Origin of the sequence: Clostridium nigeriense, assembly GCF_900086595.1 — a bacterium.
Lineage (GTDB): Bacteria > Bacillota > Clostridia > Clostridiales > Clostridiaceae > Clostridium > Clostridium nigeriense.
This window is the reverse complement of the sequence record NZ_LT575472.1, coordinates 2,239,951-2,253,720: the sequence shown is the minus strand read 5'-3', so window position 1 is coordinate 2,253,720 and position 13,770 is coordinate 2,239,951. Positions and strand designations below refer to the sequence as shown.

The following is a 13,770-nucleotide window of genomic DNA, read 5'->3' as shown; positions in this document are numbered from 1 at the left end:
GCAGTAAGCCGTGAAGTATCCCCTAGGTTCAGCAGAGCTTAGGGGTATCTTTTTATATAAAATAATGAGAGGTGTATATATTTGAAGGAAAGCATAAATTATAGGTTAGGACTTGATATTGGAATAACATCAGTTGGTTGGGCAGTAATAAATTTAGATAAAGAAAGAATAGAAGATTTAGGAGTTAGAATATTTAATGCAGCTGAAGATCCAAAGGATGGTTCATCATTAGCCTTACCTAGAAGATTAGCAAGAGGAAGAAGACGATTACTAAGAAGAAAAGCTTATAGAGTTAATAGGGTAAGAAATTTAATATTAAATGAAAAGATATTGACTAAGGAAGAATTAGATAATTTATTTACTAAAAATTATAGTGATGTTTGGAAGTCAAGAGTAGAAGGATTAGATAGAGGATTAAGTAATGAGGATTTTTCAAAGGTTTTAATTAATTTATGCAAAAGAAGAGGCTTTAAATCTAATAGAAAAGTAGATAAAAGTGATAAAGAATCAGGAGAAATATTAACAAGTATAAAACAAAATGAAGGAAAAATGAAAGAGCTTGGATATAGAACTATTGGAGAATATATTTATAAAGAAGCTATGTTTGAAGAAGATACTTATACACCACTTAGAAATAAATTTGGTAAATATAAAAATTGTGTTTCAAGAGATATGATAAGAGAAGAAATACATAAAATATTTGAAGCTCAAAGAAGCTTTGGTAATAATTTTGCAAGTGATGAAATTGAAGATAAATATTTAGATATTTTTAATTCACAAAGACCTTTTTCTAAATTTGATGATTTAGAAAAGATGGTTGGACTATGTACTTTTGAAAAAGATAAAAAGTATAAAAGAGCTCCAAAAAATTCAATATCAGCAGAAGAATTTGTTTTATATGATAATTTAAATAGAGTATCTATAATTAATAACGGAGATAAAAGAAAATTAACAGATGATGAAAGAAATTTAATTGTTGAGGAAGCTTATAAGAAAAAAGAAATTAAATATTCTTCAGTACGAAAATTGTTGAATTTAAAAGAAGAAGATAAGTTCTCAACTTTAACATATAATGGTGATAACCAAAAAACTGAAAATACAAAGTTTATTTCTATGAATGGATATCATGAAATTAGAAAAGCTGTAGAGCATGGTATAGGAAAAGATTATTTTGAAAATATAAAAGATAATAGAGAATTGTTAAATAATATAGCTTACGTTTTAAGTATAGCTAAAACTGATGAAGATATAATAAAACAATTAAATAAAAGAAATGTTCCGGATGAAATAATCGATGTTGTAAGTGACATAACTTTTAGTAAGTTTAGCAATTTGTCTATAGAAGCTTTAGAAAAAATACTGCCATTTATAAAGCAAGGCTATATGTATAATGAAGCTTGTGAAAAAGCTGGATATGATTTTAAAGCTATATATAATGGTGAAAAATTATATAAGTTACCAGTTATAGATATTGATGAAATAGTTAATCCAGTAGTAAATAGAGCATTATCACAAACAAGAAAGGTAATAAATGCTGTTATAGATAGATATGGGTCACCTATAGGAATAAATATAGAGCTAGCTAGAGAATTAGCTAAAAATTTTAAAGATAGAAAGCAAATAGAAAAAGAACAAAAAGAAAATAGAGATAAAAATGATAAAATAAGAACTGAGTTGAAATCATTAACAGGAAAAGAACCTACTGGTAGTGAAGTTTTAAAATATAAACTATGGGTAGATCAAAATAATGAATGTGCATATACTCAAGAAAAGATATATATAGAAAAGTTATTTGAACCAGGGTATTGTGAGATAGACCATATTATACCATTTAGTAGAAGTTTTGATGATAGTCTAAATAATAAAGTTTTAGTTATTGGATGTGAAAATCAACATAAGGGTAATAGAACACCATACGAGTATTTTGGAGCAGATGAAGAAAGATGGAATAAATTTGAGATTTGGGTTAATTCAAGTAGATTAAATTATAAAAAGAAAAATAATTTACTTAAAAAGAAGTTCTCGGAAGAAGAGCAAAGAGAATGGAAAGAAAGAAATCTACAAGACACTAAATATATTTGTAGATATATATCTAACTTTATAAGTAATAGATTATTATTTAAAGAAAGTGAATCAAAAAGAAAAGTGATAAATATAAATGGTAGAGCAACTGCATATTTAAGAGCAAAATGGGGTCTTATTAAAGTAAGAGAAGATGGAGATAAGCATCATGCCTTAGATGCAGCAGTAGTTGCAGTAGCAACTCAAGGTATGGTAAATGAAATATCTAAATATAGTAAAGCTAATGAATTAAAATATATAAGAAATAATGATGAATTCATTGATATAGAGACAGGTGAAATTGTTGAATTAGAATCATATAGATATTTACTTAAAGATAAGTTACCAAGACCATGGCTTGGGTTTAGTGAAGAATTAATTATGAGATTAAGTAATGATCCAATAGAAGAATTGAAGAAGTCTCCAATAAAATCATATGATGATGAATTTACAAAGAATACAGTTAGGCCAATATTTGTATCAAGAATGCCATTTAGAAAAATTGGTGGAAGATTATTTAAAGAAACTATTTATTCAAAGAAAAACTTTACTGAAGATGGATTCATAACAAAGAAAAACTTGAATGAATTAACTAAAAAAGATTTTGAAAATATATATAATTATAATAGTGATAGAAAACTATATGATGCTATTAAAGAAAGATTAGAAGAATTTGATTGGAATGCTAAAAAGGCATTTGAATCTGAATTTAGAAAACCAACTAAAGATGGTAAATTAGGACCAATTGTTAGAAGTATAAAGATTAAATCTAAAGAACCATTTAAGGTAAAGGATGCTATAAGTTTAAATCAAGGTACAGCAGCTAAAGAAGGAATGGTAAGAATAGATATATATGAAAAAGATGAAAAATTTTATTCGGTACCAGTATATAGATACCAATTATTAAATAGAGAGATTCCTAAGAAAGCAGCAGTAGCAGCAAAAACAGAAGATGAATGGATTTATATGGATGAAAGCTATAAATTTAAGTTTTCTATTTATAAAAATGATTTAATTGAAATTAAATACAAGAAAAAAGCAGGATACTTTGGATATTATGATTCATTTGATAGATCTACAGCATTATTGACTATTGAAGTACATGATAATTCAGAAAGATATAGAGGAATTGGCATAAAAGCAGGGGTTTCGGAGTTTAATAAATATGAAGTAGATATTTTAGGTAGATATTATAAGGTTAAAGATGGTAAATAAATGAGTTTTAGAAGTGTAATAATTTCAAATCCAGCCAATTTAGCATTAAAAAATAATAATTTAATAATAACAAATGAAGATGAATTTCAAATTCCAGTTGAAGATATATCAGTATTATTAATTGAATCACCTGCTGTTAAAGTTACAGCAAGACTTATTAGTAAATTATCTGAATATAGTGTGGCAACAATAGTATGCGATGATAAACATTTACCATCATCAATAGTTTTACCATTAAACCTTCATTATAAAACATTTAAAGTTCTTAAAGATCAACTTTCACAAAGTGCTGCTTTTAGTAAAAGAATTTGGCAAAGTATAATAAAACAAAAACTTAAAAATCAAGGATTATGTTTAGAGATTTCTAACAATGATGGATATAAATTTTTATATAAATTATCTCAAGATGTAGAAAGTGGAGATAAAGGAAATAGAGAAGCTATAGGGGCAAAGTATTATTTCAAATCATTGTTTGGAGAAAAATTTAATAGAAATGATATAAATGGAATAAATTCTGCATTAAATTATGGTTATACAATAATTAGAAGTGCAGTAGCAAGATCTTTAGTAATGTATGGTTTTAATACATCTCTAGGAGTATTTCATTGCAATGAGCTTAATTCATATAATTTAGTAGATGATTTTATGGAGCCATTTAGACCTATAGTAGATTTATGGGTTTATAAGAATATAAGTATAGATGAAGATTTAACAAAAGAAAACAGAATAGCATTAGTTGATTTAATAAACTGTGATTGTATTATAGAAGGAAAAAATCATTCAGTATTAAATGCAATAGATAAAATGGTAGCTTCTTATACAACAGCTTGTAATAAAAAAGATTATAGATTAATAAAATTACCAGAAATAAAAGATATAGAATACCACTATTATGAGTAATAGATATATGAGATTATTAGTTTTCTTTGATTTACCTGTTGTTAAAAAAGAAGATAGAAAAGAATATCAAAATTTTAGAAGATTTTTATTAAATGATGGATATATAATGCTACAATATTCAGTTTATTCAAGAATATGTAATGGAATAGATGGAACAAATAAGCACATTAATAGGCTTCAAAAGAATATTCCACCTAAGGGATCGGTTAGATATTTACAAATAACAGAAAAGCAATATACAGAAATGAAATTTCTTGTAGGTTCACCAAAAAAGCAAGAAAAACAAATAAATTCAGGACAATTAAATGTTTTTTAAATAGTAAAAACCCCTTAAAACTTAGTGTTTTCAAGGGGTTTAAGCATGTGTATTATAGCATATCGAGAATTTACTAGGAACTATAACTAAACTTCCTAATCCTATAACTTTAGAAAATTATAGCATATCGAGAATTTACTAGGAACTATAACACTTCAAAAACTCAATTGGATGGTGGCTTAATTATAGCATATCGAGAATTTACTAGGAACTATAACTGGAAGAGTAAGAAGTGTTGAAGATGGTAAATTATAGCATATCGAGAATTTACTAGGAACTATAACATGAAATAAATGCTAAAAAAATAGGGATAAATTATAGCATATCGAGAATTTACTAGGAACTATAACTATTTGTATATAACTTATAAGACGAAATGAATTATAGCATATCGAGAATTTACTAGGAACTATAACATCTGGTGTAATATTATCTTCTGGACTAAAATTATAGCATATCGAGAATTTACTAGGAACTATAACACAAATGGATGTTGTGAAAAAGCTATAGGAATTATAGCATATCGAGAATTTACTAGGAACTATAACACAAATGGATGTTGTGAAAAAGCTATAGGAATTATAGCATATCGAGAATTTACTAGGAACTATAACATGCCATGTTGTAGTAATAACATCCTTCCTATTATAGCATATCGAGAATTTACTAGGAACTATAACAGTTTGGAGGTTCTTTATTTGAAGAGAAAAATTATAGCATATCGAGAATTTACTAGGAACTATAACAGCAGGAGCAGCAATAGCAGGAGCTGGATAATTATAGCATATCGAGAATTTACTAGGAACTATAACAGATTAGATAGAATAAGTAGAAATGTTGCTATTATAGCATATCGAGAATTTACTAGGAACTATAACTATCTTACTATAGTTGATATTAGATTTAAAATTATAGCATATCGAGAATTTACTAGGAACTATAACTATTACATCAACTTCATATATAATTCTTGTATTATAGCATATCGAGAATTTACTAGGAACTATAACATAAAGGAGAAGGGAAAATATGCCGTTAGTATTATAGCATATCGAGAATTTACTAGGAACTATAACTTCTTGCGTAAGAAGATAAATCACTTGTTTATTATAGCATATCGAGAATTTACTAGGAACTATAACCTTATAGGTGCTGCATAAGACGGATTTTTTATTATAGCATATCGAGAATTTACTAGGAACTATAACACCACTATATAAAGATATGCAAAGTTGTGGATTATAGCATATCGAGAATTTACTAGGAACTATAACTAAAAAAACACGCTTACCGTGGGACGAATTATTATAGCATATCGAGAATTTACTAGGAACTATAACCATTTCAAAGAAATAACCATCTATTGTTAATTATAGCATATCGAGAATTTACTAGGAACTATAACAAGATACATTTAATAGATTTTCAACCAATTATTATAGCATATCGAGAATTTACTAGGAACTATAACGGATTGCGTAGAAGCTAAAGAAGGATTAAATTATAGCATATCGAGAATTTACTAGGAACTATAACATTACAAGTTCCCCCTCTTCAACATCATCAATTATAGCATATCGAGAATTTACTAGGAACTATAACTCGTTATTATCTTCATATTTCCATACTACAATTATAGCATATCGAGAATTTACTAGGAACTATAACAATAAACTTAGTACTAGATATTGAGGTTTCATTATAGCATATCGAGAATTTACTAGGAACTATAACCCATCTGATAATGTTATATAACATCTGCAAATTATAGCATATCGAGAATTTACTAGGAACTATAACCTTATAAGGGATTAATTGGAAATATAGGTAATTATAGCATATCGAGAATTTACTAGGAACTATAACTTCATCAGCGTAACACCCATAATAAGCATTATTATAGCATATCGAGAATTTACTAGGAACTATAACTAAAAATGCTATCTTACCAAGTGGAGTATATTATAGCATATCGAGAATTTACTAGGAACTATAACGAAAAAACACAAGACGATTCTAAAAAGTATATTATAGCATATCGAGAATTTACTAGGAACTATAACATACAATATACCTAAAAAGGTTAGAGACCTATTATAGCATATCGAGAATTTACTAGGAACTATAACAAGCTCCAGCTAATATAGCAACGGCTCCCGATTATAGCATATCGAGAATTTACTAGGAACTATAACCCACCTTTGCGTATAATGAATCATCACCATATTATAGCATATCGAGAATTTACTAGGAACTATAACAAGATATAAGGATGAATTAAAAGACATTGAATTATAGCATATCGAGAATTTACTAGGAACTATAACGAGAAGGAACTGATAAAAAGGTATTTGGGGATTATAGCATATCGAGAATTTACTAGGAACTATAACGTAACTAAGTGTGCTACATCCCTAACTAATATTATAGCATATCGAGAATTTACTAGGAACTATAACACAAAATACTGATATAACTAGGGATAAAAAATTATAGCATATCGAGAATTTACTAGGAACTATAACCTGGGAATATATTAATAGACGATCTATATATTATAGCATATCGAGAATTTACTAGGAACTATAACCTGGTGTATTTACAAATGTAGTTGATGGTTATTATAGCATATCGAGAATTTACTAGGAACTATAACATAGGATCATTAGTAGCTTTGGGATTTATAATTATAGCATATCGAGAATTTACTAGGAACTATAACTAAGCAAGAACTCACTAATAAGAAGGGGAGATTATAGCATATCGAGAATTTACTAGGAACTATAACTAGTTACTTGCAGCTTTAATTTTTTCTTGTATTATAGCATATCGAGAATTTACTAGGAACTATAACTCTCGAATTTAACTTTTGACATTTAAACCAATTATAGCATATCGAGAATTTACTAGGAACTATAACCTAAAGGTAGATTACCATTATTATATTCATATTATAGCATATCGAGAATTTACTAGGAACTATAACACCTTCATTTGTAGAAGTTGGTAACATCATATTATAGCATATCGAGAATTTACTAGGAACTATAACAGTTGTTGACGGAGATGTTAAAGTTGTAGAATTATAGCATATCGAGAATTTACTAGGAACTATAACTTTGTAAAAATGCTTTTTCGCCCTTCTTTAATTATAGCATATCGAGAATTTACTAGGAACTATAACAGTTAAGTAATAACTACATAAGGAGGTAATATTATAGCATATCGAGAATTTACTAGGAACTATAACATTAGCTGAAAGTGATGTTGAACATAGTTAATTATAGCATATCGAGAATTTACTAGGAACTATAACAATAATCGGTGTAGATAGTACAAATACAAAATTATAGCATATCGAGAATTTACTAGGAACTATAACTAACATCTCCGGATATTACATCAGGGAGAATTATAGCATATCGAGAATTTACTAGGAACTATAACTCTATATCTTGGACTAAATATTTAGATTCTATTATAGCATATCGAGAATTTACTAGGAACTATAACTAACGTGCAATAGTAGATATAAGGTTAAGATTATAGCATATCGAGAATTTACTAGGAACTATAACAATATAAGAAAGGGGTGATTAAATGTTTGATTATAGCATATCGAGAATTTACTAGGAACTATAACGTATTTATAGTGTGGTTATGTTCTATATTGATTATAGCATATCGAGAATTTACTAGGAACTATAACCTAGAAGAAGATGACTGTCCACATCAGGTAGATTATAGCATATCGAGAATTTACTAGGAACTATAACGTGGGTGGCTCAATGGAATACAGAATTAAATTATAGCATATCGAGAATTTACTAGGAACTATAACGGTAGACAAAAGCCTACCTTTTTAAACTATATTATAGCATATCGAGAATTTACTAGGAACTATAACAGAAGGTATTGATGCTTACAATAGTGCATTAATTATAGCATATCGAGAATTTACTAGGAACTATAACTGACTTAACTATAGGTAATATAGCTTTAAAATTATAGCATATCGAGAATTTACTAGGAACTATAACATAGGCGAATATGTAGACATAATATAAATATTATAGCATATCGAGAATTTACTAGGAACTATAACAAAAGAATGTAGTTTAGTTTCTCAAATGAAATTATAGCATATCGAGAATTTACTAGGAACTATAACAGAAATGAGAGAGTTGTGTACTGAAAAAGAATTATAGCATATCGAGAATTTACTAGGAACTATAACGTTGGTATTTAGTTTATTGTCTATATCCTAATTATAGCATATCGAGAATTTACTAGGAACTATAACTGACAGAGCAATACAACGGACAGGGTTTATATTATAGCATATCGAGAATTTACTAGGAACTATAACTGTAACTATGAAGTATCAACTATAATAGAAATTATAGCATATCGAGAATTTACTAGGAACTATAACTTGCATTATCTCTTGTATGCTCTCTCTTCCATTATAGCATATCGAGAATTTACTAGGAACTATAACAGTAGAGAGTATATCAACTGAAATATATAATTATAGCATATCGAGAATTTACTAGGAACTATAACTAAATAAACTAAAGATATAAGAAAAGGAGAATTATAGCATATCGAGAATTTACTAGGAACTATAACTTCTTGTGCTGATACAGCATTAAGTATCTTATTATAGCATATCGAGAATTTACTAGGAACTATAACCCATTTTTATTACTTTCAAATGCATATGAAATTATAGCATATCGAGAATTTACTAGGAACTATAACCTAAAGATACTCCTTTTGGTAGGGGTGAAGATTATAGCATATCGAGAATTTACTAGGAACTATAACAGCTTTAGGTTTATATACATTTATGAATTAATTATAGCATATCGAGAATTTACTAGGAACTATAACAAAGTGGAGATTATACTTTAATAAATCTAAATTATAGCATATCGAGAATTTACTAGGAACTATAACAAAAGCCTTGAAACTATCTATTGAGTAAGCATTATAGCATATCGAGAATTTACTAGGAACTATAACGTTACGCTACTAATAGAATTAAAGTGCCTAATTATAGCATATCGAGAATTTACTAGGAACTATAACTTGAAGAGCATTACTACTATATCAATGAAAATTATAGCATATCGAGAATTTACTAGGAACTATAACTACTGCTCCTATGCTATCTATTGATGGGAAATTATAGCATATCGAGAATTTACTAGGAACTATAACCTTAATCATACCCTCTGGTGTTAGCCTTTTATTATAGCATATCGAGAATTTACTAGGAACTATAACACCTCCAACGGTCCTAGGAGAGTGATAAAAATTATAGCATATCGAGAATTTACTAGGAACTATAACTTAAATAAGCTTTAAATTACATTTAAACACATTATAGCATATCGAGAATTTACTAGGAACTATAACAAAGTGGAGATTATACTTTAATAAATCTAAATTATAGCATATCGAGAATTTACTAGGAACTATAACCAAAACAACTCTTTTAAAAACCTTCTTAATATTATAGCATATCGAGAATTTACTAGGAACTATAACAATTACTTAACTGGATTTAGATATTTAGCGATTATAGCATATCGAGAATTTACTAGGAACTATAACGCTATGTGCATTACACTATAAAAATAATTTATTATAGCATATCGAGAATTTACTAGGAACTATAACAACAAATTGAATTAATAAAAGAAAGTGGTTATTATAGCATATCGAGAATTTACTAGGAACTATAACACATGAACATCTACAAAGAATAATGGTTCAATTATAGCATATCGAGAATTTACTAGGAACTATAACAGCAGGAGCAGCAATAGCAGGAACTGGATAATTATAGCATATCGGGAATTTACTAGGAACTATAAAAATTATAGATATTCAATACATTAATTAATATTAAAATAAATTTCTGAAAGTTGATGAATTTTTCAATGTTATAAAATATGAAAAACAAATATATATTGAATAAAGAGAAAATTTTATTAATATATTTAAATATTAATGGGGTGAGAGGAGAAGTAATGTATGGGAGCAGTTAATAGAACAGCTCAGTGTAAAAAATGTGGGAGTGTTAATTTGAAAATAAAACAAAACATAGGATCTGTATTTTATTATTGCGCGGAATGTGGTAGTAGTATTGAACAGGTTATGTATGAGAAATATCAAACGGCACTTTCTACCTGTGAAAAATGTGGGAAAGATATTTTTAAGGGATGGATTACAGTTGATAAGGGAAATGAGCTTCATGAATATTGGGACGCTAAATGTATTAATTGTAATAGTATGCCTAAAACAGTATATGTAGATAATGAAGGTAATTTAATTAGCAATGTGGAACGTGAACTATTGATCAGGATAGATAAGATTGAAGAGTTAGAAGAAGAGGATGAAAATAATAAGTCAATAATCAGTAGTTTAAAATACGAAAAAGAAGATTTGAGTTATGAAATAGAAGAAAAAGATAGTAAAATATATGATCTAGAAAGAGAGTTATATTCAGCTAATAAAGAAATAGAGAATTTAAAGAGAAAAGTATCACAATTAGAGGATGAAGTATATTATTTAGAATATGAAATAAATAGATATTAATAATCGAGTAGGAGGAAAATAAAATAATTATTTTCCTCCTACTCGATTATTATATAAAACTTTAATATTGGGGTGTCGATAAATTAGAAAAAATATCGAAAACATTTCCTTTAATAATATTGATGGTATAATTATTTAGTATGAATATAATGTAAAATATGTTTAATTATTATATTATATAAAGTGTAATATTAGGGGATTAAGATAAGGAGATTTAATTATGAAAGATATAGTAAAATTAAATTATGCAGGAACTAAAAAAGTAAATGAAGGTAAGAATCCAAGGGTTTTATATGAACATCAAATAGAAGCTATTTCTAGATTAAATGAAATTAATAAGAAAGATTCTTTTAGTTCTTTATTAGTTTTACCAACTGGTGGTGGAAAGACAGCAACAGCAGTTTACTGGCTTTTAAAGGAAGCTGTAAATAATAAAAAGAAAATTTTATGGGTAGCCCATAGACATTTATTATTAGAGCAAGCAGCTGAAACCTTTAAAAATAATGCATATTCTAATTTACTTTATAACATAACAGAATTTAGTTACAGAATAGTTTCTGGAAAGCATGATAGAGCAATACATATAAAACCATCTGATGATATTCTTATAATTAGCAAAGATAGTGCTATTAAGAACCTAGAATATATAAATAAATGGATAGGTAAAGATGAAGAAGTATATTTAGTAATAGATGAAGCACATCATTCAATTGCAAAGTCTTATAGAAAATTAATAGATAATGTCTATGATAAAGTGAATAATGTTAAATTACTTGGTTTAACAGCAACTCCTTTTAGAACAGCAGATAATGAGGAAGGTCTATTAGCTAAGATATATAAAGATGGAATAGTATTTAAAATAGATTTAAAGGATTTAATAAAGAAAGAGATATTAGCTAGACCAAATTTTGAAGAGTGTGAAACAGAAATAAACTTTGGAGATAATTTAGGACTAAAGGCTATTAAAAGTATTGAAAATTTAGATATACTTCCAGAAGATGTAGCACAAAAAATAGCAGAAAATAAAGAACGTAATAGGTTAATAGTAAATAAGTATTTAGAAAAGAAGAATATATATGGACAAACTATTATTTTTGCAGTAAATAGGGTACATGCATTTGCTTTAAGAAAATTATTTGAAGAATCAGGAGTAAAAGCAGAAGTAATAGTTTCAGGAACTTTTTTAGAGTTTACAGGTGTTGATATATCTAATGAAGAAAATATAAGAAAATACAGAGATGGTAAAATTCAAGTACTTATAAATGTAAATATATTAACTGAAGGTATTGATTTACCACAAACTAAAACTGTATTTTTAACTAGACCAACTATTTCTACTATATTAATGACTCAAATGATTGGTAGAGCCTTAAGAGGGGAAAAAGCTGGTGGAACTAAGGAAGCACATGTAGTTAGCTTTATTGATGATTGGAAAGATCGTATAGCTTGGGTAAATCCAGAACTTAGTCAAGAAAATAACGAGTTTACAGATAATAATTATGATAATGAAAAGAAACTATTAAGGCTTATTTCAATAAAAAAGATAGAAGAATTTGCTATGTTAATGGATGAAACTGTTGATACTAGTGAGTTAGAAAAGATTGAGTTTATGAAAAGAGTGCCTTTAGGTATGTATGCCTTTACTTTTATAGATGATAATAGTATGGAGAAAAATTATCAGGTATTAGTTTATGATAGTACAAAACCTATGTATGAAGAATTTATAAATGATTTACCAATAATTTTTGAAGCTCATAATATTAATGAAGAGTATATAGAAAATGATGTAATGGATAAATTATTAGAAGAAGTAGAAGAGATATATTTCAATGAAAACATGTTACCTAAATACGATAAAGAAGATATAAAGAATATACTTAAATACTATGCAGAAAAAGAATGTAAGCCTAAATTTATAACATTTGAAGATGTGGATAGACAAGCTTTAGATTTAAAAACGATAGCTTTAAATATAATAGATAAAGATATGAGACGTTCAGAAATAAATGATTATATTGAATCTCTTTGGAATGATGAAAATCAAATTATAAAAATATACTTTAATAAAAAACTTTACTTTAAACAACAATTACAAAAGCAAATAGATATTTTAGAAAATCCAGAAGATTATCCTATTGAAGATTCAGAATTTATAGAAGAAACTAGGGAATTAGAAAAACTATCTATTAATGAAATAGAAAGAATATCTCCTAAAAAAGCAAAGAAAATAAAGGATAAGGTATATTATAAATTTACAAATAAAGATGGAACTCATTATTGTAAAAATTGTGGATATAAATCTAACTATAAAGGATTGTTTCAAATAGATCACATAAAACCTATGGCTAAAGGTGGACTGACTATTGTATCTAATTTACAACTTTTATGTAAAAATTGTAACAAGGTAAAAGGAGATAAATATGAGTAAATATTTGTACACTCCTAAAGATATAGTAGTTTTCTTTGATTATAGTGATTTTAGAAAATCAGATGAAAAAATGGTAAGAGAAGATTTATGGGAAAATAGAGATATTGTTTTAGATCCTAAATACAGAAAAGATAAAAAGAAATTTATAAATGAAATATCAAAATATATGGTTATATTAAGTTTAAAAGAGCATAAAAAGGAATTAGAGTAAATAAACACAATCTTTGAAGAATTAGGAAGC

The 13,770-nt window shown here is 27.1% G+C and carries 6 protein-coding genes and 1 CRISPR repeat array; all 6 genes read left to right on the top strand.

Annotated elements, in window-relative coordinates; genetic code table 11:
- The first annotated feature begins 81 nt into the window (after window positions 1-81).
- The 6 genes from cas9 (at window position 82) to BN6774_RS18860 (ending at window position 13,740) form a co-directional block, all read left to right on the top strand.
- Window positions 82-3,276, top strand: a complete 3,195-nt coding sequence (gene cas9 / locus BN6774_RS10725) for a type II CRISPR RNA-guided endonuclease Cas9 (protein WP_066893447.1) — start codon at window positions 82-84, stop codon at window positions 3,274-3,276.
- A complete protein-coding gene (cas1, locus tag BN6774_RS10720; RefSeq protein ID WP_066893445.1) occupies window positions 3,277-4,176 on the top strand; it encodes a type II CRISPR-associated endonuclease Cas1 in 900 nt (299 codons plus the stop codon).
- Window positions 4,169-4,492: a CRISPR-associated endonuclease Cas2 gene (cas2, locus tag BN6774_RS10715; protein ID WP_235829607.1), complete on the top strand. Its 324-nt coding sequence runs from the start codon at window positions 4,169-4,171 to the stop codon at window positions 4,490-4,492. The genes cas1 and cas2 overlap by 8 nt, the downstream gene beginning before the upstream one ends.
- Before the next feature lie 51 nt (window positions 4,493-4,543).
- A CRISPR array of direct repeats spans window positions 4,544-10,378; the repeat unit is 36 nt; unit sequence ATTATAGCATATCGAGAATTTACTAGGAACTATAAC.
- A gap of 159 nt (window positions 10,379-10,537) precedes the next feature.
- Window positions 10,538-11,101 (top strand): hypothetical protein, encoded by a 564-nt coding sequence (locus BN6774_RS10710; RefSeq protein WP_066893438.1) that lies wholly within the window; start codon window positions 10,538-10,540, stop codon window positions 11,099-11,101.
- A 220-nt stretch (window positions 11,102-11,321) separates the two neighbouring features.
- Window positions 11,322-13,529 carry a DEAD/DEAH box helicase family protein gene (locus BN6774_RS10705; protein ID WP_066893437.1) on the top strand — a complete coding sequence of 736 codons (2,208 nt, stop codon included), beginning with the start codon at window positions 11,322-11,324 and terminating at the stop codon, window positions 13,527-13,529.
- On the top strand, window positions 13,522-13,740 hold the full coding sequence (locus BN6774_RS18860; protein WP_235829606.1) for a hypothetical protein: 219 nt from the start codon (window positions 13,522-13,524) through the stop codon (window positions 13,738-13,740). The genes BN6774_RS10705 and BN6774_RS18860 overlap by 8 nt, the downstream gene beginning before the upstream one ends.
- Window positions 13,741-13,770: the final 30 nt, after the last annotated feature.